At 39.8% G+C, this 25,123-nt stretch carries 26 protein-coding genes and 1 tRNA gene; 13 read left to right on the top strand and 14 right to left on the bottom strand.

The features are described 5' to 3' along the window. The first annotated feature begins 342 nt into the window (after nucleotides 1–342). A tRNA-Met gene (locus tag B2V92_RS26250) sits at nucleotides 343–416 on the top strand. A 169-nt stretch (nucleotides 417–585) separates the two neighbouring features. Here B2V92_RS26250 and B2V92_RS26245 read toward each other — a convergent pair. Further along, a complete protein-coding gene (locus B2V92_RS26245) occupies nucleotides 586–1,410 on the bottom strand; it encodes a hypothetical protein (protein WP_293313826.1) in 825 nt (274 codons plus the stop codon). 395 nt (nucleotides 1,411–1,805) lie between these two features. Here B2V92_RS26245 and B2V92_RS26240 point away from each other — a divergent pair, with 395 nt between their 5' ends. The 3 genes from B2V92_RS26240 to B2V92_RS26230 all read left to right on the top strand — a co-directional run bounded on the left by B2V92_RS26240 (nucleotide 1,806) and on the right by B2V92_RS26230 (nucleotide 3,489). Further along, nucleotides 1,806–2,438 carry a hypothetical protein gene (locus B2V92_RS26240; protein WP_293313823.1) on the top strand — a complete coding sequence of 211 codons (633 nt, stop codon included), beginning with the start codon at nucleotides 1,806–1,808 and terminating at the stop codon, nucleotides 2,436–2,438. Nucleotides 2,439–2,579: 141 nt separating this feature from the next. Continuing rightward, nucleotides 2,580–2,960 (top strand): DUF7668 domain-containing protein, encoded by a 381-nt coding sequence (locus tag B2V92_RS26235; RefSeq protein ID WP_293313821.1) that lies wholly within the window; start codon nucleotides 2,580–2,582, stop codon nucleotides 2,958–2,960. Nucleotides 2,961–2,991: 31 nt separating this feature from the next. Further along, the gene (locus tag B2V92_RS26230) at nucleotides 2,992–3,489 is read left to right on the top strand and encodes a hypothetical protein (protein ID WP_293313818.1); all 498 of its coding nucleotides are present in this window, start codon (nucleotides 2,992–2,994) and stop codon (nucleotides 3,487–3,489) included. Between the two features lie 72 nt (nucleotides 3,490–3,561). On the opposite strand, the gene B2V92_RS26225 is transcribed toward B2V92_RS26230, so the two are convergent. Then, nucleotides 3,562–4,980 carry a S41 family peptidase gene (locus tag B2V92_RS26225; RefSeq protein ID WP_293313816.1) on the bottom strand — a complete coding sequence of 473 codons (1,419 nt, stop codon included), beginning with the start codon at nucleotides 4,978–4,980 and terminating at the stop codon, nucleotides 3,562–3,564. A gap of 301 nt (nucleotides 4,981–5,281) precedes the next feature. Between B2V92_RS26225 and B2V92_RS26220 the strand changes: the two genes are divergently transcribed. After that, entirely contained in the window at nucleotides 5,282–5,569 is a 288-nt protein-coding gene (locus B2V92_RS26220) for a DUF2695 domain-containing protein (protein WP_293313813.1), read from the top strand. Nucleotides 5,570–5,605: 36 nt separating this feature from the next. Continuing rightward, a complete protein-coding gene (locus B2V92_RS26215; RefSeq protein ID WP_293313810.1) occupies nucleotides 5,606–6,340 on the top strand; it encodes a hypothetical protein in 735 nt (244 codons plus the stop codon). A 102-nt stretch (nucleotides 6,341–6,442) separates the two neighbouring features. Here B2V92_RS26215 and B2V92_RS26210 read toward each other — a convergent pair whose 3' ends face one another. Further along, on the bottom strand, nucleotides 6,443–7,117 hold the full coding sequence (locus B2V92_RS26210; RefSeq protein WP_293313807.1) for a MarC family protein: 675 nt from the start codon (nucleotides 7,115–7,117) through the stop codon (nucleotides 6,443–6,445). A 285-nt stretch (nucleotides 7,118–7,402) separates the two neighbouring features. Between B2V92_RS26210 and B2V92_RS26205 the strand changes: the two genes are divergently transcribed. Then, the gene (locus tag B2V92_RS26205) at nucleotides 7,403–8,914 is read left to right on the top strand and encodes an alpha/beta hydrolase (protein ID WP_293313804.1); all 1,512 of its coding nucleotides are present in this window, start codon (nucleotides 7,403–7,405) and stop codon (nucleotides 8,912–8,914) included. 23 nt (nucleotides 8,915–8,937) lie between these two features. On the opposite strand, the gene B2V92_RS26200 is transcribed toward B2V92_RS26205, so the two are convergent. From B2V92_RS26200 to B2V92_RS26185, 4 genes are read right to left on the bottom strand one after another with little or no spacing between them, the layout of a single operon-like run. Beyond that, on the bottom strand, nucleotides 8,938–9,438 hold the full coding sequence (locus tag B2V92_RS26200; RefSeq protein ID WP_293313801.1) for a cupin domain-containing protein: 501 nt from the start codon (nucleotides 9,436–9,438) through the stop codon (nucleotides 8,938–8,940). After that, the gene (locus tag B2V92_RS26195) at nucleotides 9,439–10,506 is read right to left on the bottom strand and encodes an alpha/beta hydrolase (protein WP_293313798.1); all 1,068 of its coding nucleotides are present in this window, start codon (nucleotides 10,504–10,506) and stop codon (nucleotides 9,439–9,441) included. 10 nt (nucleotides 10,507–10,516) lie between these two features. Next, nucleotides 10,517–11,236 carry a carboxymuconolactone decarboxylase family protein gene (locus B2V92_RS26190; protein WP_293313795.1) on the bottom strand — a complete coding sequence of 240 codons (720 nt, stop codon included), beginning with the start codon at nucleotides 11,234–11,236 and terminating at the stop codon, nucleotides 10,517–10,519. Nucleotides 11,237–11,250: 14 nt separating this feature from the next. Continuing rightward, nucleotides 11,251–12,321, bottom strand: a complete 1,071-nt coding sequence (locus B2V92_RS26185; protein ID WP_293313792.1) for an alpha/beta hydrolase — start codon at nucleotides 12,319–12,321, stop codon at nucleotides 11,251–11,253. A 244-nt stretch (nucleotides 12,322–12,565) separates the two neighbouring features. On the opposite strand from B2V92_RS26185, the gene B2V92_RS26180 reads away from it, so the two are divergent. Next, complete coding sequence (locus B2V92_RS26180; RefSeq protein ID WP_293313789.1) at nucleotides 12,566–13,462, top strand: helix-turn-helix domain-containing protein; 897 nt, start codon at nucleotides 12,566–12,568, stop codon at nucleotides 13,460–13,462. A gap of 32 nt (nucleotides 13,463–13,494) precedes the next feature. On the opposite strand, the gene B2V92_RS26175 is transcribed toward B2V92_RS26180, so the two are convergent. Both B2V92_RS26175 and B2V92_RS26170 read right to left on the bottom strand, forming a co-directional pair. Beyond that, nucleotides 13,495–14,127: an NUDIX hydrolase gene (locus B2V92_RS26175; RefSeq protein ID WP_293313786.1), complete on the bottom strand. Its 633-nt coding sequence runs from the start codon at nucleotides 14,125–14,127 to the stop codon at nucleotides 13,495–13,497. A 40-nt stretch (nucleotides 14,128–14,167) separates the two neighbouring features. Further along, nucleotides 14,168–14,839, bottom strand: a complete 672-nt coding sequence (locus B2V92_RS26170; RefSeq protein WP_293313783.1) for a DsbA family protein — start codon at nucleotides 14,837–14,839, stop codon at nucleotides 14,168–14,170. A gap of 241 nt (nucleotides 14,840–15,080) precedes the next feature. Between B2V92_RS26170 and B2V92_RS26165 the strand changes: the two genes are divergently transcribed. The 4 genes from B2V92_RS26165 (at nucleotide 15,081) to B2V92_RS26150 (ending at nucleotide 17,771) form a co-directional block, all read left to right on the top strand. Then, nucleotides 15,081–15,572 (top strand): nucleoside deaminase, encoded by a 492-nt coding sequence (locus B2V92_RS26165; RefSeq protein WP_293313780.1) that lies wholly within the window; start codon nucleotides 15,081–15,083, stop codon nucleotides 15,570–15,572. Nucleotide 15,573: 1 nt separating this feature from the next. Continuing rightward, nucleotides 15,574–16,458 carry a helix-turn-helix domain-containing protein gene (locus B2V92_RS26160; protein WP_293313777.1) on the top strand — a complete coding sequence of 295 codons (885 nt, stop codon included), beginning with the start codon at nucleotides 15,574–15,576 and terminating at the stop codon, nucleotides 16,456–16,458. A 132-nt stretch (nucleotides 16,459–16,590) separates the two neighbouring features. Further along, on the top strand, nucleotides 16,591–16,842 hold the full coding sequence (locus tag B2V92_RS26155; protein WP_293313775.1) for a hypothetical protein: 252 nt from the start codon (nucleotides 16,591–16,593) through the stop codon (nucleotides 16,840–16,842). A 443-nt stretch (nucleotides 16,843–17,285) separates the two neighbouring features. Further along, on the top strand, nucleotides 17,286–17,771 hold the full coding sequence (locus B2V92_RS26150) for a GNAT family N-acetyltransferase (RefSeq protein WP_293313772.1): 486 nt from the start codon (nucleotides 17,286–17,288) through the stop codon (nucleotides 17,769–17,771). Nucleotides 17,772–17,829: 58 nt separating this feature from the next. Here B2V92_RS26150 and B2V92_RS26145 read toward each other — a convergent pair whose 3' ends face one another. The 3 genes from B2V92_RS26145 to B2V92_RS26135 form a co-directional block, all read right to left on the bottom strand. Continuing rightward, nucleotides 17,830–18,024 (bottom strand): hypothetical protein, encoded by a 195-nt coding sequence (locus B2V92_RS26145; RefSeq protein WP_293313769.1) that lies wholly within the window; start codon nucleotides 18,022–18,024, stop codon nucleotides 17,830–17,832. 52 nt (nucleotides 18,025–18,076) lie between these two features. Further along, entirely contained in the window at nucleotides 18,077–18,406 is a 330-nt protein-coding gene (locus B2V92_RS26140) for a hypothetical protein (protein ID WP_293313766.1), read from the bottom strand. A gap of 105 nt (nucleotides 18,407–18,511) precedes the next feature. Next, complete coding sequence (locus B2V92_RS26135; protein WP_293313763.1) at nucleotides 18,512–20,929, bottom strand: outer membrane beta-barrel protein; 2,418 nt, start codon at nucleotides 20,927–20,929, stop codon at nucleotides 18,512–18,514. A 569-nt stretch (nucleotides 20,930–21,498) separates the two neighbouring features. Here B2V92_RS26135 and B2V92_RS26130 point away from each other — a divergent pair. After that, on the top strand, nucleotides 21,499–23,019 hold the full coding sequence (locus B2V92_RS26130) for an RICIN domain-containing protein (protein ID WP_293313761.1): 1,521 nt from the start codon (nucleotides 21,499–21,501) through the stop codon (nucleotides 23,017–23,019). 177 nt (nucleotides 23,020–23,196) lie between these two features. Here B2V92_RS26130 and B2V92_RS26125 read toward each other — a convergent pair whose 3' ends face one another. Together B2V92_RS26125 and B2V92_RS26120 are read right to left on the bottom strand one after the other, a co-directional pair. After that, the gene (locus tag B2V92_RS26125) at nucleotides 23,197–23,946 is read right to left on the bottom strand and encodes a LytR/AlgR family response regulator transcription factor (RefSeq protein WP_293313758.1); all 750 of its coding nucleotides are present in this window, start codon (nucleotides 23,944–23,946) and stop codon (nucleotides 23,197–23,199) included. 42 nt (nucleotides 23,947–23,988) lie between these two features. Further along, nucleotides 23,989–25,123, bottom strand: a 1,135-nt coding sequence (locus tag B2V92_RS26120) for a sensor histidine kinase (RefSeq protein WP_293313755.1), incomplete at its 5' end; no start/stop codon positions are given.

The raw sequence follows: 25,123 nt of genomic DNA, 5'->3' as shown, positions 1-25,123 counted from the left end.
AAGCGCTTTGGGTACTTTGGCGCTCCAAAGTACCATGCCCCCGCGGCATAGGAGCGGAAAAAATATTGGTATTTGTGTCCACACGGTAGGACTATTTTGGTTATCTACCTACAAATATTTCTGAAATGATATGCTTTTAACCTCAGTTATATGCTCAACAAAGCCCTGTTTTTTTAGCTAATGCACTACGTCTGAAACCATAAAACTCATTTAAATTTACTGAACAACAATGCGTTAAAGTATTTTTTACATTTCTTTTTATTAAAATGTATATTTATTCTATATTTGCAGCTCTTAAAAATAACCACATCGATATTTACGTTATTTAGTAAATATTAACCCGGCGGGGTAGCTCAGATGGTTAGAGCGCAGGATTCATAACCCTGAGGTCGGCAGTTCGATCCTGCTCCCCGCTACTGATTAAAAGCTCATCGAAAGATGGGCTTTTTTTGTTTCAGATATATCCATAATTAATTAGCTTTTGTCTTAGCGAAACGCTAAGACAAAATGAGTTTTTAATTGATCTCATGTTGTAACCATACACACGTGGTATGCCTGCGCCAGAGAGGGCGTAAATATCTTATACTATTTGTTTTTCATTATTTTTTCCCATTCGGCCTGTGTTAGAATTTCTAAAAATTCGTCGCGAAAGTGCCATGCAGATACATATCCAGCTGAGACAATGAAACTGATCACCCAAGTGGTCTTTGCTTTCCATAGTTTAAATGCACAAATATCTGTCGCAGTAATAAAAGGACTTGTTTCACCTAAGTGTTGATGTGAAGATGCTTCTATCGCCTCTTTACCACCAGTTCCCAAGGGAATAAGATTGTTATGAAGCTTTGTTTTTTCAATTATATTATTGTCTTTATCAAAATTAATCAGGTAATCATTTCCTAATAACACTTCATCCGGTGCTGTTTGCGCAGTGATAACATATACTTTTTTTGCCCCATTTTTTATGATAGGAACAAGATTTAAACTGGTATTTTCATAAAATTTAAAAAGCGTGTCATTTGAAACAGCCTGTGCAGCTTTTAACCGGATGGCATATAAGTCTTTTTCAATTTCGGTAAATTTTCTTGTTGTGGTGTCTATTCTATATTTAGATGAGTCTAAACTATGGCGGAACCTAACTGTCGCTAACACTACTGGATCGTTATTCTGAGAAAAAAAGATAGTGGTTATTTCTTTTTCTGTTTCATAAGAAAAATATCCCCCAGATAAACGCTTCTTCGCGCCGAAACTTGAGGTGAAAATCTGTGTACTATGACCTGAAGCCCATTCAGAACGATAAAGTGTTTCCCCTTCTGCCTTAATGCTATCAGCAATCTGTTTCAGCGTATTTTTTTGTGCTGTTGCGTTTTGCGCCAAGATAAACAGGGTAATCAATGTTAACAGTTTTTTCATGAATAGTGAAAGGTTAATAGATATTTTGTGAATATAAATAATCTTGCGGATTTTGTATAACGCGGTTGCAATAGAACGAATTGGTTTCAAACGTTCAGTTTGTTATTTATAAAGCCATATTTCTAATTTTGGTCGATAAAAATAATTTAGGAATTACCCAACTTGGGCTACTGTTAAAAGCTCATCGAAAGATATGCTTTTTTTGGTTGGGGATATATTGATCATCAGTTTCGCCTTTTGTCTTAGCGAGACGCTAAGGCTAGATGGGGTTAAGTTTTTGGATATTCTATTTTCAAGTAAAATTAATATCTTGTTGAGCTAAGCAGCTACTTATGCTCAACTCAACTTTCAATCTTTTCAATTTAAACGCTTAAACACGAATAAAGACTACTAAAATGACTGAATGGTACAGAAGAAAAACTTGGACTAAAATTGACGACAAGGAATTCTTTACTAAACTTGGACGAGCAAGGAAGGATAGGCGAGCGCAATATTTAAAGATTCAAGCGATTGAATTAGTTGCCACAAAAAAGAAGGAGTTATTAATCGTTGCTGAAACTTTGCTCAATAAAATGTTGGCTGAATATCCAGATGACAATTTCAACAAAGGTTCCGCATTTCACACCCTTGCTGACATTTACAAACTAAATGAAGACTACAATTTAGCCATCGACTTTTACAAGCAAGCGCTTGATTTTGAAAAAATTTATCCCAACGTTAGAACACAAGCTTATTTAGACTATTCAGAGCTAGTTGTTAAAATAAACAAATCGGAATTATTTGGTGAGCTTGAAAAAATGCTCTTGGAACGTTACTCGGGGCTTGTGTTTCCAATTGAAAAGTATAAAGTGAATTCAATTCTTTCAATACTTAATAGCAAAAAAGGACAACATGAGAAAGCGAAGCAATATGCAGATTTAGCTGAACAATTCGCAACCGCTGATACATCAGGACTTAGGTACCATAAATATTTAGGAGTTGTACAGGAGAGAGATAATTGGTTAGACATTCTTATGCTAAACAAATAAGGTTAAGTTTTTGATATTGCTTTGGGGTTAAATACATCAATAAATTGTTGATAACCCATTTTGACTTTTATTGATGTTTAGCAAGAAGTTTTTGCTAATTTATTGTTATCTATATTTAAGCGTTAACAAACATGACAAACAATGACTGAATTCCTGGTAGAAAAAAATGAAGAAGAAGAACTTCCAATACCACAAGTTTGGAGACCAATTTTTAAAAATATAATTAAGGCATTTGTAAATAAGGATTACAAACTCAGTTCAGGAGTAAATCATGTAAATCCTGTTTCAGACGAAACTGCGGAACAAATACAAGAATACATTGAGGAATACGGAGCGGAACTCGTTGATTTGCCAGAAGAAACCTGGGACACTTCCGTTTACATTTGTTATGGTGATTACTGGAACGTGTTAATTGACCTCTTTACTAAAAATGAGGGGTTAAGTGATTTAGTACTTCACACTGAGGTAAGGGAAAAAGACAATGATTATGTTGTCGACATCTACTTGATTTACGTTCCATAAAACAAATAGAGAAAAGGTTAGCAACCATTCAATGCGGCAATACTTCTATATCCTATTTTTTTTACTTTCAGGCTGCTCATCAAGTGACCCAAAAACGGTTTTTGAAGAAAGAACTGGTTTATCAATTAGTGATTCTATTAGCAATATCAAGGTTAGTGATAATTACGAATTGCGGGAAGGAGAGTTTAGCATTGTATTTAAAACAACTGAATCTCAGATTAACTCCTGGCTAAATAATAGTCCACCCTGGAATAATCTAAAATGGCACAAAGGGAAAATTCCTCCTGAAATAGGAATTGCTGTTCGATTTAATTTTCCGGAAGGTGTTGCTTCTGGAAGTTACGACAATGGCAAAAACATCTATTTTGGTGATGAGAATTTAATAAAACTGCTTAACGATACTACAAACTATTATAGTTATGTTGAAGATTGTTGTTCCGGCGAAAAGGGATTAAGATTTCATGACGGAAGAATTTTGATACTTCAACCACATACCAGAATGATTTATTTCGCCGTATGGGATTTCTAAGATAAAGCCGGGGATTTAGGCTTTAGCAATCAATAGAACTTACTGCCAATTTGTAATAATCCACACCTAATTTTAGTTGTTAGGGTTCGCATTTTTTTTAATATCCTGCAATACCCAGTCCAGTTCCAGATCTTTACCTGCCAAATAATCTTCAATCTGGTAGGTTATCGGAACATCCGGCATAACACCACGGCCGTCGATATTTGTGATATCGCCATAATAAGCGGGAACATACCCATATTTCAGCAGCAACTTACTTTGGGGCAGGGTAATGTTTTTATGTGCACCCGCAGTTACGATATTTTTACTGCCGCCGGTCTCTTCACCCACAAGTGTTACATTTTTTAGGTTTTTAAGATTCGCTGCCAGGATGCTGCTTGATGAAAAAGTTCCTCCATCAATCAACACGTATATTTTTCCTTTAAATGTAAAGGAATAAGGTTGGATCATCTGGTATTCGGAAATAGGCTTGTTGTCGACCCAGTTTCTTATTTTCGGATCGTTGTACAGCTTTTTCTGTTGTCTGATCTCATCAGGAAGTTTGAAAAAATACCTGGGCATATCCAGCAGGTGGCTATAAATCCTGGCCGCCCAAATTAGTTCTCCACCGGTATTTCCCCTTAAATCGATAACCAGGTTTTTTGGCTTATGCTTTTCTATGTCTGCAAAAATACCCTCGTAACCCACAAAGTTAGGTTCATTTCCAAAAGTACGGAGTTTTAGATAGGCAACATTTTGATCAGCAGTTAATGTCCTATATTCTGTAGTAGGCGGGAGCTTTATGCCAATGCTGTCAAACCCTTTCTCCAGGCGTGCTTCTAATTTAATTTTCCTGGAGTTACCTGACGAGTTAAGTAAAATATTTAGCGGACCTTTTTCCGGAAACAAAAACCGATAACGCTCTGCAAATAAATCTGCATTATTCATCAAATATCTTTTGTAGGTTGTATTGTAGCCATCACTGGTGATGTAACTGTAAAGGCTATCAATTAACCTTGTTGCAGGCACTTCATTAATGCTGATGATCTCTGTGCCTTTTTTAATTGTAGAATCGGCAGTTGAATTCCTTGCAATAAACAGCCGTTTTCCGTTCACATGGTAGCCGAACTGATAAATGGGGTGCTGTAGTGATGGTTTTTTCAAAAAAGCAATGTCCTGCGGAGTGAGTTTCGAATAATCCAGTTCAACCCTCAGATGACCATCGCCAATTGTGCTCATCACGCTTAGCAGTTTTACATATAGCGCAATTGGGGTAATCGGCTTATCTATTGTTTTTCTTAAACTGTCGAATTTGTAGTCAAGTTTTTTTTTACTGATGTATAAATATAAATTCGGATGTTCTTTTTCGAGTGTAGTTTGTACGAGATCGATATCTTTTTTAAGATCAAACGGCGGGTAAACTTGTTTAGTCATCTGATCCAAATGCTGCGCATTTAAATCGATTGCGGTACCAAAAAATAGTATGAGAAAAATAAGAGCTGATAATTTCATATCACTAAGATAAACCAAGCAGTCGCAATTTAAAACAGTAAGGTCCAAAACTTTATTCTTACACTTTTTCAAAATTTACTATGGCCTCGCAGTGCGCATGCAAGATTGCACTTTTGCGGATTGCCCCTACTGATTAAAAGCTCATCGAAAGATGGGCTTTTTTAATCGGTATATTTTTTTTAAGTTAGTTTGTTGGATATGCTGATGCACAAATCGTGCATTACATTTCCCTTTCACTAAGACTTTCGACAAGGAGGGCTAGATCTAGTAAATTATAGATTTCCATAGGTGCATTAATCAAATGGCAGATAAAGATATGCGAAAGCAAATACGGAATGAGCTCCGTTTAAAAGCACAAAAGGAATTTGAAGAAAGCCTTCCGATGACCATTGACAAATTCAAAAGTTTGTTCGATTATTTAGATTTAGCTCTACAAAAGGAGAAATGCAATGATGATCATTGTTTAACTATAAGATTTTTAAATTTAATTGCTATAGATAACATTGATGATGTTATCAGTTGGTTGTTAGATAACAATGGTTTCTGTGACTGTGAAACACTAGTTAATGTTGAAGAACATTTTGAGTAGCTAATTGGAAATCAAATTTTTAAAAAATCTACGTATATGACGACTGTTGCATCAGAACTGATTGAAAGAATGCTTGATAATTCATACCGCAAAAATGAAGTAAAATTAGAAGGCTTATATGAAAGTATTAAAACTGAGTCTTGGAAAGCATACGAAGAAGCAAGAGAGATTAACAGGGTAGAGCTGTTCGAAGAACTTTACTTCATAATTGAAAATGGCGAACCAGATAAAAAACATTGCGCTTATTTTTTGTTAGGATATAATGCAAAAAATACAAATGATATAAACGCAAAATCCTATCTGTTAAAATGTCTTGACAAAGAAAGGAATACTGCGATTTTAATATTGCTTCTTAACAGGCTTGCAGACTTTTACAAACCATACAGTTTGAATACTGATGAAATTTATAAATTAACAAACAGTCGTAATTCGAATATCAGGAGGGCTGCATTTGAGGCAGTTACAAATAGTGAGAAAAATGCAGAACACTTTCTCACGCAAAGGCTAAGTTCAACAATAAATAATGCTGATATAAATTCATTAATAAACGCATTAATGTATATCGGAACAACGAGTGCAATTCCCTACATTGAACCTCATTTAAAACACAGGAAACCTGAAATTAAAGGAAATTGCCTGAACGTCCTCACTGTAATAATGTTAAGGGAAGGTTTTACAATCGACGAAATACATCGAAAACTTAAAGTATCTATAAGTTTTATTAACACTCACCTTGAAAGACTAGCCAGCTTGACAAGATTAGGTGCTTGAAATTCTTTTTCACATTAATTTCCTCGCGTGCTCATTTAATAGCTTACAGCAAGAAAGAGAACATTATTCCTTGAAGTTGTGAGAGATCGTACAATAAATCTTTTAAATCTTAAACAGGATTTTTATACCCGTCGTTGCGATCTGCAGGCCTACGCAAAAGATCAGGAATGCAGAAATGCGGTTGACAATATTTTCTCCGTTGGTTCCCAAAAAATGGATGATGGATTTTGTGTTGAGGTAAAATATATAGATCAGCAGACACATCACCATCACGGAAACCAGTATAGCTACGATGTTAAGATAATAATCCGGTCTGCTTACCGATTCACTGTGGGCACTTAGGGTAAAGAGCACCGAAATTGTGCCGGCGCCAGTGGTAACCGGAAAGGTTATGGGGTAAAAAAGCTTTCCTGCTATATGGCTGTAACCCGAGATCGGCTGTTCTGTATCCATGGCCTGCGAAGAATCTGCAGTCTTTTGATCAGATGCCAGAAATTCCCATCCCATTTTACAGATCATGATCCCACCAGCAAGCTGGATAACCGGAATGGAAATGCCGAAAAGCGCGAGGATCCAGTGACCGGCAAACAGCGAAACCGAACAGATCAGGAATGCATATAAGGTGATTTTGCCTACCGCACGGCGTTTCTCGGCCCTACTGAGTCCGGAAAAATAAGCACTTGTGATAAAGGCGGAACCGATTGGATTAACTACCGGAAAAAGGGCAATTATGCCGATAAAGACCAGATTAAGGAAAGAATGATAAATTGCCGGCATAATTTGGTTCTCTGTGGATTGAATTTTTATACAGTGTGACAAAGCTGTCAACTAGCTAATTTATCAACTTTTTGGAACTTTTCTACCAATTAGATTTAGTAAAAATTATTTCAAAACCCAATTAACGCAAGTCTTAGCGCCTAGCTAAAAACAATGGCCAGACTTGTGCTTTCGTTAAACCAACAGGTAAAACCTTTACGTTTCTCCAGCCATTTTTTATTCTTAAATTAGTGTCTCACTCTAATCCGATAAATCCATTACGTTTGGATAATGCTAAACAGGTGTATGAAAAACTTAGTTATTGCCTTTACTTTCATTTGCATCACCTTTGGATTAAAGGCACAGGAGAACCTTGGGCCCGATAGCATCCGGACAAATTACCTCGCAGCACAGAAAAAAATCGGAAAGGCTTTCTCAGATATGTTTTACCCCAACTTCGTTAAGGTCCACCAGCTAACTGAAAAGGATTTTACCACTAAGATTGATTCTGCTGCCAATCAGTTTTATACACTGCTAAATACTTATAAAGAAAAACTCCCTCCTGCTTACGTTGCTGCACAGCAATTTGAGATTAAAATGTATTTCGATAAAATATTGATTGAATTTCCGGATACGCACGAAACCTATAGTAATGAACGCCCAAGGAGTTACCCCATTATTGAAAACAAAATTAAAGGGAACCAGGCCTTATTTAACGACCCTTCGTTATTAGAGAACTCAGATCTGGTACCATTTATCCAGGCTTTCCTGAATTACAAGATTGCTAAGGAAATGAATAAGCCGGTGTATCGGGTACTGTATAATAAACGGCTTTATGCCCAGTGGCATTTAATGCCGAAATATTTCGAAAACCAGCAGTGCCGGTCTTTTTACAGGTACCGCCTTTTAATGGATCACATTAGCCATAATGGAATTAAATACACTGCCAAACTGTTTGCTTCGTTTAAACAGGAATGCAGGGATACTGCACTGGTAGCAAAGCTTGAACGGGTATACCGCGATTCGGAGAACGACCTGAAAGACCACCGGGTGGTAGAATACAAAAAAATCGGGAATTATGGTTTAGATCTTCATATTTTCGAGAAAGGTAGTGCAGCTAAAAAGGATAAGAAGCCACTTATTGTATTCTTTCACGGTGGAAGCTGGTCGGAAGGACAGGCTTCGTGGCATTTTCAGGCCTGCCGAAAATATGCTGAAAAAGGATGGATAGCCTGTTCGGTAGAGTACCGCATTTATGGGTCGCAGGGCACGTTGCCTTTTGCAGCCGTGATGGATGCGCGTTCGGCCATCCGTTGGCTCAGGCAGCACGGCAACGAACTGCGTATCGATACGGGGCGTATTGTGGCGACGGGAAATTCTGCCGGCGGGCATCTGGTACTGGCTACAGCACTTGCCGACGGTTGGAATGAGAAAACCGATAATCTGAAATTTAGTCCGGTTCCGAATGTACTTTTGGTAAACTCCGGTGTATACGACCTAACCGATCAGAAAACCGCCTGGATCAGGAAAAGCCTTAGGAATAAAGACCTGGTAAAAGGGATCTCCCCCAATAACCTGATTAGAAAACACCTGCCACCAACATTGCTCATCCACAGCGCAGCCGATCGGAATGTACCTTATGCCTCGGCGCAAAAGTTTGCCTCTTTAATGCAGGCCGCAGGTAATCCTATCGAGTTTAAAACCATTCAGGAAGGCAGTCATTTTATTTTTGACCATCCTTCTTTTACGCCAACTGTTTTCGCCTGGCGGAAGGAGTTTTTAAAACGTCTTGGTTATCCGGATAGCGATGGAGAATAAGTTTACAGCTAAGTGATCTGAGATCAGATCCCCGGCTTATTATTTTCTTTTGAAAGATAAATGCTATCGGTTACCGCCTCCATCCAAACCGTTGGGCCTTTTTCCCGGCCGGTAATGGCTACCTGAACAAAAGCGGTATCTGCACTGGCACCATGCCAGTGGGCCACATTTGGCTGGCATTTAATTACATCGCCTTTATGGAGGATCATTTTCGTTTTTCCCTCTTCCTGGTAATAACCAACACCATCTGTAACCATTAAAATCTGTCCGGCAGGATGCGAATGCCATTTACTTCTTGCACCGGGTTCGAACGTTACATTGCCCACACTGTTGGTGTTTAAACTGTCGCCTTCAACCATGGTATGCAGGTAAACCGTTCCCGTAAAATTGTTATTTGTTACCTTTTCCCCTTTGGGAAAAATAAGGGTGCTTTGTTGCGCTTCCCCATCTCTTTTTTTGCTATTGCAGCCCATCATAAGACAGAGCAGAACCGGCAGGATATAATTAAGTTTATAGTTCATCATTTACAGGTTGGTTTGATAAAATCCATTTAGTTTACTTACAATCTGCGATACATATTCCGGTTTCCAATAGGTTTGAATATGGCTTGCACCATCAACCAAAAATAATTCTTTCTTTTTTGATTGGGTGGCTTTTTCAAACGCTTCATCCGTCATATAACGCGTATCGGCTTTGCTACCGGCAATCATCAATAAAGGCTGGTTAATCAGGTCCATATTGCTGCGGGCATCAAAGGTCATCAGATCGAGCAAACTGCTCATGGTATATTTAAATGTTGAGTTAGGGTGTGCATGTGTACGATAATAATATACAAATCCTTCGCGGTATAAATCGGTTGTAATTTTAGCTACCTCTTCATCTGTTGGAGTGGCGGCACCCACATAAACAATTTCGCCGCCTGCGGCTTCTTTAGCACGGGCATCGCTAGCCTGCTTTAAACGCTGCTGGATGGTTGCCACCTGTGTATTCATAAAACCGTTACGCCTTACCTCTCCCGAATTGAACATGCTTAAAGTAGCAACAGCCTTAAAGCGCTTATCAGATTGGGCTGCTTTTAAGGTATAACCACCGCCGCCACAGATCCCCAGAGCGCCCAAACGATCTGCATCTACACCGGCATAAGCAGTAATAAAATCGGCCATACCGTGTATATCTTCAATGCGGTTGGCCGGTTTATCCACATTTCGTGGCTGCCCCCCACTGGCGCCCTGGTAAGCAGCATCGGCAGCGATGGTGATATAACCCTGTTCGGCCAAATGCTGTGCATATAAACCGGCGGTTTGCTCTTTTACCCCGCCGTTCGGATGCGCAATTACTACCGCAGCATATTTTTTAAGGGGATTGTAACCAGCTGGTGTGTAAACATTGGCAGCAATATCAATACCGTTCAGTTTATAGCGAACAGGGTGAATGTTTACTTTCCCTTTTTCATTTTTGGTTAAGGCACCTTCATACACCAAAGTATAGGGGTTTGCCTGGGCGGCGTTTTGGATGGTTTGTGCCCTGGCAATGTAATCTGTTGTTAATATGGTTAATGCAATCATCGATATTATTCTTTTCGTCTTTTTCATGTCCCTTTTATTACTTCTTATCTTTTAAAACTTCATTCAATATGATAGCTGCGGCATCAGCTTCTTTTCCGCCGGCCACACTGCGGATAAGTTCAACAAACTGTTGCAGCTGGCCTGCCGACAGGCCTACATTCAGACAGATACCCAGATGCGATTTCAACATGGGTTCTACACCACCTATACTGCTCAGCACTGCTATGGTTACCAGTTCCCTTTCTGCATAGGTGAGGATATCGCGCTCAAAAATATCGGCAAAAAGATGTTCTTTGAGGAACACTTCTATTTCGGGCGCAAATGCCGCGTAACCGGTGCGGGCTCCATTTTGCGGCGCTCCGGTAAGCTTTGCCAGGGTTTCTTTGCCACGTTCATATTTGCTGCGTTTATCTTTTACCGGAGTTGCTACAGCCCCCTGCTTATCGTTAATGCCTTTGGCCTTGCGTTCTTCGAGTACGGCCATAAAGGTTTGAAGGCCACGGATGCTGCGCGGGAAACCACAGTAGGCATAGAGGTGAACAATGGTTTCTTTAATTTCGTTTACCGTGAGGCCCGATGTTAATGCTGAATTAAGCGTTATTTTAAGGTCATCGAGGTTTCCTTTTGCCGTTAACGATGAAATGATCACCAGTTTTTGCTGCTTAATGGTTAATGTCTGGGTAGCTTTTGGTTCCCCGGCATTGATATCGGCACTTAGCCCAAATACCATGGTAAGGGCAATCATTAGTCTCTTCATTTTTAATATGTTTATTATTTATCCAGCTTTTTCTCCTTTAGCCACTTTGTAATTACATCTGCTACTTCTGTATTGTTCAGATCAGACATGATGAAGTGTGTATTCCCTTTGATACCGATTTCGGGCAGGTGGACGATGGTAACATCACCCCCGTGTGCATTTACCACTTTGGCCCATTGCCTACCCGTGGCCAATACATTACGCCAAAAATTTAACGACGCAGCATTAGTTTCATCCTTTGGAATAAAGTCTCCGAAATAAACCACGATGGGGATTTTCGTCAACTTCATAAATTCGTTAAGGGGCAGTCCTTTGCCGCCACGGTTTCCCTCCGGCACTTCGCCCTCGGGAAAAACAAAGCCGCCTGGCTCGATGGCAATAATTGCCTTTACATGATGATTTTTAACCGCAGTTTTCCAACCGGGAGCCCCACCGGCAGAATGTGTAAATAAAATACCATCACCTGATTGATCAAAAACAGCCGACATGGCATTCACTATGGTTGATTCGTCCACAGTACCGGTATTCGGGCTCATCATCCTGAAAAACCGGTCAAGGGATAAACTATCTTTTGGAAATTGGACACCATCATTAAAAGCCGGATACAGGCCGATACGGAACTGGGTAAACCAGATCTGATCATCGGGTACCGCCGCAATCTGCCCTGGCTTTGTAGTTTGTCCGGCTTCACCACGCCCGGGCTGGTCAACAAGATATACACCAAAGTTTTTCCTTAAAAACAGGTCATAAAATCCCTCCCTGCCATCGGCGGTGGTTTGCCAGCTCCTCCTGGTTTGGCCATAACCATGAAGAAAAACCATTGAATATTGTTTTGCCTTCTGTGGGATCTGATAAAAAACATCGGCATGGTCTCCGTGCCGTGTTTGTCCGCCCTGCTGTACATTCCACGGCTTAAGGGCATCGAACAGTCCATCACTTTTAACAACCGTACCACCTGCAGAAAAGGTACCCTGCGCTGCAATGATTAAAGGCTTTTGGTTGCGTTTTTCCTGTGCCCAAAGGGTTGTACAACAAAATGTGAGTAAACATACTGCACTAAAATAATTACTTGTTTTCCCTTTCATAAACGGTTAATGTTGATTACCTGAAATACACCAAAGCCCAAAAGCGGCATCTCTACATCGTTATTTAACCTAACTGTTTCCATTCTCTGATCTGTGTTTTCTTATCCTGTTACAAATATCGGTTCTATATGCGCCAACAAAGTAGACAGATTCCTGCTTTTACTACCAATATTACTGATCGACTATAAGTTAGGATAACAAGCGTTCCAAATTGTTTAAGTTTGTATGAGCAAAGACATCGCGTATGGAAAAGGAATTTAATTTTGATACGATCAGTGAATACAATGCTTTTAATAATCATGAAACGCATCACCCGTTGGTAAGCGTAATCGATTTTTCGAAAGCCCATGAACGCACAGGTTCCAAAATGAACTTTGGGTTATACTGTATCTTTTTAAAAGATGTAAAATGCGGCGACCTGAAATATGGCCGGCATTATTACGATTTCCAGGCGGGAACATTGGTTTTCATTTCGCCGGGGCAAACCATTGATGTAGAAAACAAAGTTGATTATTATCAGCCTGTTGGGCATGGCCTGGTATTCCATCCCGATCTGATCCGTGGTACCTCTCTCGGAAAAATCTTAAGCGATTATAATTTCTTTAGCTACCACACCAACGAGGCATTACATTTATCGGTAAAAGAACGCCAGCTTGTACTCGATCTGTTTGCCAAAATCGATACCGAACTTCAGCAATCTATCGATAAGCACAGTAAAAAACTCATTGCTTCCAACATCGAACTGTTATTGAATTACTGCGACCGATTTTACGACCGCCAGTTTATTACCCGCGATGCCGTAAACAAAGGTATGCTCGAAAATTTTGAGGAACTGCTGAACGGCTATTTCAGATCGGAAAAACCTTATTCAATCGGTCTTCCATCGGTTGCCTATTGTGCGGAGGAACTTCACCTTTCGGCAAATTATTTTGGCGATCTGATTAAAAAAGAAACCGGCAAATCAGCCCAGGAGTTTATCCAGGCCAAAATTATTGATGTTGCCAAGGATAAAATTTTCGACAGCAATAAAACCGTGAGCGAAATCGCATACGAACTTGGTTTCAAATATCCCCAGCACTTTATCAGGTTGTTTAAAAATAGGGTTGGCCGTACGCCGAACGAATACCGGAACGCGAACTGATAAATGAATTTTGATGTATCCCCAACATCAAATTATTCCCCCAGAATCAGCAAAAGCTCATGGATCATTTTGGCCGTGGCTCCCCATACCTTATGCCCCTCTACCTTGTAATGCGGCGTTAAAACCAGCTCGCCCGGAATCTGGATTTCGCTGCAACCAACAATGCCGGGTTTGGAAAAATAAGATAGCGGGGTTTCAAAAATAGCCTCCACTTCGCGTTCATTGGGCAAAAAGGTTGGTCTGCTGGCACAGTATCCGATAACGGGAAGAACCAGAAAATCACTTGGAAAAATAAAAATCTCTGTCAGAACCCCTAATATCTTTACCCCTGCAGGATCAAGTCCAATTTCCTCCTGTGCCTCCCGCAGCGCTGTAGAGATTAGGTCACCATCGCTTTGTTCGTACTTACCACCGGCGAAAGCCATCTGGCCGGAATGCAAGCCACGGTATGATGACCGCAAAATCAAAGGAAAATAGATTTCGTTTTCGTGGGGATACAATAAAATCAGTACAGCGCTCCTCCGGGTACTTTCGCTGGGTTCGGAACTAAGCCACGATGCCGACAAAGCTTCCATAACCTGATGGGCCGTTTCGCCGGGCAGGGGCTTTTTTAGCCTGGTGGCAAGTTTTTCTATAAATTGGGGAAAGGATTTTGTTGTAGACATGGCTAGGGATTTTTAAAAGGATAATAGTACCTCCGGCATTTTAACATCCGCACGAATTTTCTGTGCATAACTGCCCGTTATTTAATCCGGGTGCAATGATATTACTGATCCAATCATCCACAACCGTTTTTATTCGCTCGTAAGATTGAAATCCGGGGCTGATTACCTTAACTTTTCCACCTTCCAATGTAAGCAGTGTTGGAAAGCCCTGAACACCCAGTTGTCGGCTAAACTGAAATCCCTGCTGCGTTTTCAATTTCATTTCTTCCGATTTAAAACTTTCGAGAAAGGTATTCTTTTCAATGCCCATTTCTTCGGCCAATGTTGCCAGTACAAGTCCATCGGTAATATCTTTTCCCTCAGCATAAAACGACTTTTGCATCAGGCTCAGTAACTCAAACTCCTGACCTGGTAATAATTGCTGTGCTACCGTTAATGCACGGCTTGAAGGTTCTGTATCATAACAGAAGTTTTCGCTAACGAATTTCATCGAATGATCGAAATACTGGCCGCTCCTTGCATGTACATTGTGCCAGTGATATTCAAGAAACGCCCTATATTCATTGTCAACAACCTGCTTGCTTCCCGGTGAAAATCCACCGGATATAATTTCCAGATCAATACCGGGATAGTTTTCTTTTAACTTTTTTACAACTGGGCTAAAACCATAACACCACGAACACATCGGATCGGTGAAATAAAACATTTTCATATTCTTTTTTTTTGCTACACAAAGGTAGAGGCCCGCTTAAGGGAGGGATTTCATAAAAAGTTCAAAAACTATCGTATAAAGTTTATTCCGTTGAAACTGCTTCTTGTTTTACGACTTACCACGGCAACCATTCGGCTTTATCAAGCAGATTTGAAAATTCATCCATTAGATTGTAAAAATTATCCATTCCGCAGAGGATGAAATAGCTATATCTTTATATCCACCAATCCATCCACCGGATATGGAAATAGAACTTAAAAAAATAATGCAAGAGGAAGCTGAAAATTACATGCACCAATGCCTTAGCCTTGCTAAAATAGCGCTGGAAACGGGCAATCCGCCTGTTGGGGCGCTGATTGTGTTAAATGGCGAAGTAATTGGCAAAGGTATCGAGTCGGGAAAATCAACCGGCGACATTAGCAACCATGCAGAGATAATGGCCATTAGGGATGCCGTTAAAAATGGCTACTCGGGCAAACTCGGTTCGGCACAGCTATATACCACGCACGAACCCTGTTTGATGTGTTCTTACATGATCAGGCACCATAAAATAGCTGAAATAGTATACGGGCTTTCTGTTCCTTTTGTCGGCGGTTTTACCTCCGAGTTCGGTGTGTTATCTACAGCAACTGTTCCAAAATGGGGAACTGCACCAAAGGTAACAACCGGCATATGCCTGGATGAGTGTAATGCACTTAACGAACATTTTTTGAAAACCTTAAATACACCTTAATATGCTGGTACAATCTGTTTATACCCTTACCAACCAACAGAATGGAAACCTGTCATTCAAGGTTTTCGAATTTGATAACAACAGTTATTTCGACCACATCCAGCGGAACAATTATTTTACCCTCATTATGATTACCTCGGGTGAAGGCGTGGCCAAAGTAGACCTTTGCGAGTATCCTTTTAAGGAGAATACCCTGTTTACCTTTTATCCCTACCAGCCATTTATGCTTGAATCGAAAGGAACGTTAAGAGGGGTTTCGATCCAGTTCCACCACGATTTTTTCTGCATTTACAGACATCACAAAGAAATTGCAAGTAATGGTATCCTCTTCAATAATGTTTATCAGCAGCCTTTTATCTGGTTACCCGAAAGTTCGAAAAACACCCTGTTAAATTTCGTACAGGAAATTACCGAAGAGCTAAAAACGGAAGGATTGCGGCGGGATGAGGTAATCGTTTCCTACCTGAAGATTTTTTTGGTGCTTGCCACCAGGATAAAACTGGAACAGCAGCACATTGAAGACACCGTGACAACCGGCAGCAAACAACTGTTGTTGGTGCAGCAACTGAGAAATGCCATTGAAGAAAATTTTAGGTTTAAACATTCGCCCAGCGATTATGCCGACCTGCTTAATATCGCCACAAAATCGCTGGCAAGGATTACCAAAAACCATTTTAATAAAACACTTTCGGATCTGATTACCGAGCGGATTATTGTAGAAGCCAAAAGGGAATTATACCTCACCAATAAAACGGTTAAGGAAATTGCTTACGAACTGGGCTATGAAGATGAGTTTTACTTTAGCCGTTTTTTTAAAAGTAAAACAGATATTTCACCGCAATTTTATAGAGATACAGTAGGTTTTAACAGGGGCGCGGCGGGTTAAGTGCCAAATTAGGTTTTCCTTTCAGAATATTAAGGATATGGAAGTTTTTTGTAAGTAGGGTAATCCATATATTTGAATATTAACAAAATGATGGTAAACCTGCCCGCAGGGCAATTATTTCCTAAAAACCAAATGACACAAAAAGAATTAGCGCAATTAACAGATCAGGAATTATTAAAGGAAGCAAAAAAAGTAAAATCAGAAAAAATCATCAATGCTGCATTGATCGGTTTTTTGGCTGGGGTTATCGTTTTCAGTGTGGTAAAAAAAAGCTTTGGCTTTTTAACACTTATCCCTATTGTTTTCGCTTACAAACTCATCAATAAACCAAAATACAACAGCAAAGAATTGGAAGAGCTGTTGAAAGAGAGGGGTTTGAAATAAAAACAATCAAGAACTTTTCTGAGTTTCAGACAAAACAACGCTTAATGTTATTCACTTAGGAACATCAATAAATCATTGATCAATTTAATATAACCAATGGTAAATGGTTCCAAGCTATGTAAATTGGATTTAATGTTCCTTATGGTATCTGCCGCATGCAATTTGTTAACCTGAGGAATAATTTATTGCAAAAAAATCAATATTAATAACAGAAGAATCCTAGTGCACTCGTAAGCCGCCAAATTCGTCATTGCGAGGTACGAAGCAATCTTACAACGATCGCTACCTAACATATGCATTAAGATTGCTTCGTACCTCGCAATGACGAGCCTTTTTATTTAATATGATGTTGATGGTAACGGAGCCGAAGGATCTGTTGCGATATCATTCTAATCCAAGCTAAAAAAAACATAAACCAATTATTTTTTTTAATTTCAAAAATAATGGACAAAAAAATTGATTTAAAACTAAGGCAAACGGAAACTGCCGACCTCGAGCATCTTTTTGAGTTCCAGACGGATAAAGAGGCGGGATACCTGGCTGCATTTATGCCAAAAGACCCTACGGATAAACCAGCATACCTAAGTAAATATACCAGGCTATTGGCCGATCCTACTATAAACAACCAAACTATCATTTTAAACGGTGCTATTGTTGGCAGTGTTGCCAAGTTTGTAATGCATGGGGATAACGAAATTACCTATTGGATCGATAAAAGCTTTTGGAAACAGGGCATTGCAACTACAGCCCTGCAACAATTTCTTTCGATAGAGCCCAGCAGGCCAATTTTTGGCCGTGTAGCCTTTGACAATTTTGGCTCGCAAAGGGTTTTGGAAAAATGTGGTTTTATAAAAGTTGGTTCCGATGTTGGTTTTGCAAATGCGAGGCAGGCCGAAATTGAAGAGTTTATCTATAAACTTGAAAGCTAAAAACGATTTTGAACGGTTACAAACAATAAAGGCGGAGAAAAAATCTCCGCCTTTTGCATTATTTACATTTTTTGCATCCACCAGTGTCTTTACACTGCTTACTGCAGTAATCTTCGCACACCCCTTTGGTACAGGATACCGAACATTTATTACAGTTGTTCATTTTACGGTTACAGCATGGCGTATTGCCGGCAAAAGTATATGTACTCAGGCCGATCAACATCACAGAAGTGATGATAAGAAACTTTTTCATTTTGATTTTTTTTTGTTGTGAATAAATAAATAGAGGTTAATCTAATAATCAATTACAACACTACTTTTGGTGGCTGCCAGAACGGGTATGAAAAATCGATTGGACTTTCGTGCCCAGGGTTAACCGCGCTGCTTTTAAGATCTATAGGAGCGATAGCTCCAATGTTAACGGGTGTGTTTGTGGTAAATCCCACTACATTACAACATAACCTGGTGAGGCACATCGCCGCCGCCTTATCGCTTTTATGCGATTTGCATGGGCCGGTACGGCCGGCATGTATACAGCATATCGATGGTTTACCGTATTGCATGGCCTGAACTGACCGGTATGATACCGAAACCAGGCACATGCAGATCACCATAAACATCGCAACAACTTTCATAACCGCAAATAACAACTTAAAGCCGCAAAAACTTTATACAATTTTGCAATTCCGTTATATAATTTTGCTGTTTTTAATCAGACATACAAATACATTCGAGCCGAATTAATTGGCCGATTTCTTCGTATCGTCGTTATTGATACTCCGCTCATTCTTTTTGATAGAACCTTTAAGTTTTCCGAATTTCCAGCTCATGCTCACATTGATGCGTCTGAAGGGATTTTCGCGGATACGTTCCTGTGTAAAATTTGTTCCTTCGGTATAATTTCTATAAGCCCTGAATTTTTTAAAGGGATTGGCAACCATGGTCGATAGGGTAAGTTTATCCTTGATGATGTCCTTACTGCCGCTAACGGCTACAAAATAATAATTGTTGGATTGGCCCTGTAACATTACATCAGGTGCACCATAGTTAAACGATAGGTTTGTTTTCCAGTTTTTCTCGAATTTGTAACCCGTGTTTAGATTGGCATAGCCTGTTAGGCCGTTATTTTTCGTCAACACACCATTAATCATTCCTTCCAGCCATATGTAGTTCAGGTTGGCGCTGGCGTTAAGGTTCCATTTTGCCGTAATCGGATAATTAAAGTTGGCATTAAGCCCCAGGAGTTTATTTTTACCGATGTTAAAAGAAGTTACACGGGTAAGGTTTTGGGCAGCAATGTATTCTGATACCTGTTGCTGCGTATTATTGGAAAAATTGTAGCTTAAACTCAGGTTGAGCGATCCTTTTTTAAAATTACTATAGGTTAATTCGAAATTGTTGCTCAGCGTAGCTTTCAGATCCGGGTTCCCAAAATATTCAAAATTTGGCTTCGATTTATCCACAAAAGGATTCAGATCCCAGATTCCGGGCCTTTGGATCCTTTGTGTAAAGCCCAAACTAAGGCTTTGGCTATTTTTTAGCGTACGGTTGAAAGAAACAGAAGGGATAAGATTAAAATAGTTAGATTTTACGCTCGAGTTTGTACTTTCAAAAGTACCGGTTACATAAGTCCCCTCTAAACGCCCTCCGGCCTTAAAAGTCCAATCTTTAAGTTTTAGCGTATAAGTATTGTACACGCCGAAAATATCCTGCTGGTTTTCATATACATTACTTTGCGCGGGATCAATCAAATAATCATTTTGCGCAGCATTAAAATTCAGGTACTGGAAATTACTTTCTCCGTTTCTGATAATGGCTTTAACTCCTGCCTCAACAGTGAGTTTTTTAAAAGGATTGATATAGTCGATCTGTGCCGTGTGTTCTTTTGATGTGCTGGTATTATCCTGTTTATAATTTAAACCGGTAAAGTTAATCCTGTTATTGAACATCACATCGTTGCTTTGAGGTTCCGAATTATCGAAGAATTTATAAGAAAACGTTAACAGGTGTTCCTTTTTATCTTTAAATCCTTTCTGATAGTTTAACGTGTAATCTGTTCCGCTCCATTCGTACCGGGTACGGCTATCCATATCATAACCCGATAATACTGCTCCGTCCCTGATATCGAAATGCTGGTTAAGGTCCTGCTGGTTATAACCGCCATAAGGATTTACTTCTACGGTAAGCAGATTGAGCGAATCGATTTCGTAGCTCAGCTCACCTCCTCCCCAGCCCCATCTGTTATCTATTTTCTGGAAACCCAAAGAATACAGGCTCGATGGCACAGCTGTTCCCCTGCTGTTCCGCACATCGCTCATTTTCACCCCATCAACCTGCCATATACCGGTACCACCATATAGGTTTGCACCAAAATTTCCCTGTTTTATGGTCAGGTTTAAATTTCCGCTTGGTCCGCCCGGAAACTGCTGGCGCACATTAAGATTACCATTGTAACCATTTTCCATCTTCCGAGAAGTAATGATATTGATAATACCCGATAAACCTTCGCTCTCGTATTTTGAAGGCGGTGTGGTGATCACTTCAATTTTCTGTACGCCCGAGGCAGGCATGCTTTTCAAAAATTCTTTCGGATCGCGGGTCAGTATACCCGAGGGTTTACCATTAATCAGGATGCGGTAATTGCCGGTACCTTTAAGTTTCACATTATCATCTGCATCAACCGACAGTAAAGGCACCTTGCGCATCATATCCAAAACAGAAAGTACCTTGTTTTCTACATCGGCCTGGATATCGTAAACGATCCTATCGGGCTCCTGTTTAATAATAGGCCTGCTCCCGGCTACCGAAACTTCTTTAAGCTCGTTACCCGAAGGACTTACTATAATCCTGCCCAGATCAACATCCTGGTTTATTTTTAATTTAAGCTGTTTTGATTTGTACCCCAACGAGCCAAGGATTAGTGTATATTGCCCTTCAGCAATACCGGTAAAAGTGAATTTACCATGGATATCAGAAACAGCATTTTTAATTACTACCGAATCTTTTTTAAGTACCACGGTAAAATATTCTCCAGCTTTTTGACTAAGGCTATCTACAATTGCACCTGTAACCTGATGCTTATTGTCTTGTGCCAGGGCGCTTTTTAGCGTAAAACTGCATTGCAGGGCAATACAGATGAATAATAGGTATCTGCTCATAAAAATTTTCCGGTATGCAAACATTTCTGCATCGCTCTATCTACTAGATGCAAAAATTTGGAGAATGTTGCATCTGAGTAGAAAAATTAACCCGAACAGCTTAAAATTCAGACTAATAATTTAGTTTGGCTATTCATACAAGTTTAATTCCTGAACTATTGATGACCTTCAAATACCTTATTTAGCCAGAGTATGAAACTAAATTTTACAACATAAAAGTATTACTACAATTATATTCAATTAGTTAAAATAGCCTCAAAAAATTCTTTTTCGACTCATTTAGCCCTTTTTACCCCTCTTCTTTGAAGAATTTGCCCCTCACAGCGGTTATGTGTTTGCGCTAATTTAGTTACAGATAATAGTGGAAAATGGCTTTAGTTCTAGTAGTGAACTTCTGTCAGCACAAAACCACAGGCTAACCAAATATTAAACTTTAAAACACATGAGAATCAAAATTCTTTATCTGTGCTTTACAATCTGTAAAATATGATAAAAATCCTGTTACCTGCCCTTATGTACTGATCCTTCAGAACAATTATTAAACCTAACCATATATAAAAAAACCAGTTATGAAAACAGTAAAAATGTTAACGGCAATGTTTTTGCCCCTATTGTTAATTTTCGTGGCCTTGAGCTGCCGTAAAACACAACCCGATGAACCAGAGCTTGAGCAAATAAGTAAAAGCAAAAATGACAAATTAAGTGCTGTTAATTTCGCCCCCGATCCCAGCGCCACATTTTATACCGGAGGAGATGTTTATGATACCAATGGGAACATTGTATATGCGGTAGAAGGCGGAATTATTAAGGTTGGCAACCTCTTTTATCTATGGGGCATGGATCGTTCGGCTAACAATTATACATTTAAAGCTGTAAACCTTTATTCATCGCCCGATCTTAAAACCTGGACGTTCGTAAACGCCATTCTCAAAAATTCTTCACATGCAGATGTCGCAAGTGGTTCGGTAGTAGAAAGACCCAAATTATTATATAATACAAGCACAAACCAATTTATATTATGGGTACATTACGAAGGCTGGAATGCTTATGCCACATCTGAAGTAGGTTATGCAACCAGTAGCACCATAGGAGGCAATTACAGCTGGAAAGGACATTACAGACCTTTGGGCTTGGATAGTAAAGACATGAATGTTTTTAAAGATACTGATGGGAAAGCTTACATGATCAGCAGTGTAAGCGGTAATTCGCAGGTAGCCATTATGGAACTAAACTCATCATACACCGGACATGTTAGGACGGTATTTCAAGGATCAAATGTTGGTTGTGAGGGGCATGCTTTATTTAAATCGGGCAGTACCTATTACCTAATGGAATCAAATTGTTCGGGCTGGGATGCGAATGATAACAAGTATTATACTGCAACATCCTTAGCTGGTCCCTGGACAAACAGAGGTTTACTTGCTGCTTCAGGCGCAAGAACCTATCAATCGCAGGTTACCAATGTTTTACCTGTACAAGGCTCAAGCAAAACTACCTTTTTGTATCTGGGTGATAGGTGGAATAATGGGAACTTTTCTACTTCCCGGTTGGTAATTTTGCCTTTAACGGTTTCCGGAACATCAGTGTCGCTTCCATGGTACGATCAGTGGTCGATTAATACTTCAACAGGCAGTACATCTTCATCTCCTGCAGTTAGTTTTAACGGACAGGTAAAAATCATCAACCGTAATTCAGGCAAAGCTTTGGAAGTTGATGGCTGGTCGCAAAACGATAGCGCACCGGTTAAGCAATTTGATTACAGTGGAGGTAACAACCAGCGTTGGACAATTACCAACCTTGGTCGTGGAGAATTTAGAATCGTGAATGTAAACAGCGGAAAAACATTGGAAGTACCGGGGGCCTCACGAGATCAGGGTGCCACTGTAGCCCAATATAACTGGAACAATGGTTTCAACCAAAAATGGCATATCATACCCTGCAAAGGTGGATACTATCGTTTCGTAAATGTGAACACATTAGGAAAAACGCTCTGCATTAAAAATGGATCTACATCAAATAGTGCAGATGCGATAATCTACGATTTTAACTTTCAAAACGATGGTCAGTGGCAGATATTAACTGCTAATTAACTCATCGGAACTGATTATTTTCTATTAAATTTTTTGAGCAGATCGGAACAGCACCCGATCTGCTCTTATGAAATCGGGAGTGCGAACATATTTTTTACAAGAAATTTTCCATTTATATACCATTAAAACTTTAACCTAAAAAAAGCATTCGATCGGTTGTTTTGGATACGCAAAAAATCAACGCAGGATACGCGAGAGCACCTCATCTTTTTTTTGCCTGGAAATGGGAACAGTACTGCCATCTTCCATCGAGATATATCCACCGTCTTTTTTCACGTAGGCAGTAATCTTTTTAAAATTGATGAGATGCGATTGATGTGTACGCACAAACTGATGTCCTTCTAAAAGTTCCTGATATTCTTTTAACGTTCTGCATACCAGGTGGTGTTTGCCTTCATCAAGATAAAAGTGGGTATAATTCCCCTCGGCTTCCAATCGCAGAATTTTGGCAACAGGGATAAACTCAATCTTATCGGCAAGCGGTACTGCAATCCGTTGTTCTTCTTCCTTACGGTCGATATTGGCCATCAGCTCCCTCAGTCTTTCATTTTCCTTTTTTGGGCCGATCTGGCCTGAAGCTTTGTTAACCGCGCTGCACAACTCCATTATATTGATGGGTTTGAGCAGGTAATCTAGGGCACAGGCCTTTACCGCCTGGATACCATATCTGTCAAAAGCAGTAACAAAAATAAGTTCGAAGGTTTGTGGCGCATGGAGCATCTTAAGCAGATCAAATCCGGAAAACTCGCCCATCTCAATATCGAGAAAAATCAGATCTGGCTGATGTTTAATAATAAGGGCAAGCGCTTCGGTAGCCGAACCAGCTTCGGCAACAATCTCGATATTCGGGCAGTATTCATCCAGTAGCTGTTTTAGATTTTGCCTGCTTCTTGCCTCATCGTCGATAAGAATGGTACTGATTTTCATTTGTAATTTCGCTTCGCTTTCTGCTTACTTTTCAAACATTTTCTAGTCAAGCGGAATACTAAGTACCGCTGTTACGCCTTTTGCTCCAGGTCCTAAATTAGGGATTATCTCCAGTTTCCCAGCCTCACCCTGCGCATTTAAAAGAGATAGGCGCTCTCTAACCAGTTTAAGGCCTAATCCGGTTGTTTTTCCGCCTGTTTTTTCTGTTAGCCCTACACCATTGTCGGTTACTTCAACCCTTAAATAAACTCCTGTTCTGCTAATCCGCAGATCCAGTGTACCCGCTTTTCCCATCTGCGCAATGCCATGTATAATGGCGTTTTCAACAAGTGGCTGAATAATCATGCCGGGTATTTCGATAAGCCCGCTGTTGACTTCGTTTTCAACCGAGAGATTAAACACAAAATTGAAGCGGAGTTTTTCCAGTTCGGCATAAAGTGAAACGGCTTCAAGCTCGTCTGAAAGGCTTACAAAGCTTTTTTCCGAATTGTTAAGCACCCTTCGCATCAGCAGCGAAAATTTTTCGAGATAAATATTTGCTTCTTTGTACTGCCCGCCATTAATAAGCGATTGGATCGAATTCAGTGCATTAAACATAAAGTGTGGGTTCATCTGCGAACGGATCGCTTTGATTTCGAGTTCTTTGATCTGTCTTTTTAGTAATTCCTTTCTTTTAATGGCCGAAAGCCTCGTGCGGTAGATGAGCAGAAAGCCCAAACCGGCAAACAGTATGGAGCCAAGGCTCCATACTGTTATTTTAATCAGCTCAGCTTTATCCTGCCGGCTCATTTTTTTGGGTGCTAATGCTTTTTGTATTGCTTCTTCAAAATTTTTATCCTGTGGAAGCTCATTGGGGCTATCGTTAATGTTATCCTCTATGATATTGAGTTCGGGATCCAGAACAAAGGTTTTGATATCAAAATATTCCAACATTACCAGATCATTTAATTCCTCATTATTTTCCGAAACCTCTACAAAGGTTACCTGGGCAAGTTTTTTCAGTTCATTTATAATGCCTGATGGCGCATAACCTGATCCTTTAAGCTGCACGATAAGGAAATGTACTTTTTTTGGATCCTGCTTGTTAATCCGCTCCAGCAAGCGCTTCATTTCATCGGGTTGATTGTAATTAAAAGTGATGCTCAATACCTTTCCTTTAAATTTATCGAGGTTCAGC

Source organism: Pedobacter sp. UBA5917 (assembly GCF_002432345.1).
In the GTDB taxonomy this organism is placed as follows: Bacteria; Bacteroidota; Bacteroidia; order Sphingobacteriales; family Sphingobacteriaceae; genus Pedobacter.
Note: the sequence above shows the minus strand (reverse complement) of the source record. Positions and strands in the feature narration are given on the sequence as shown.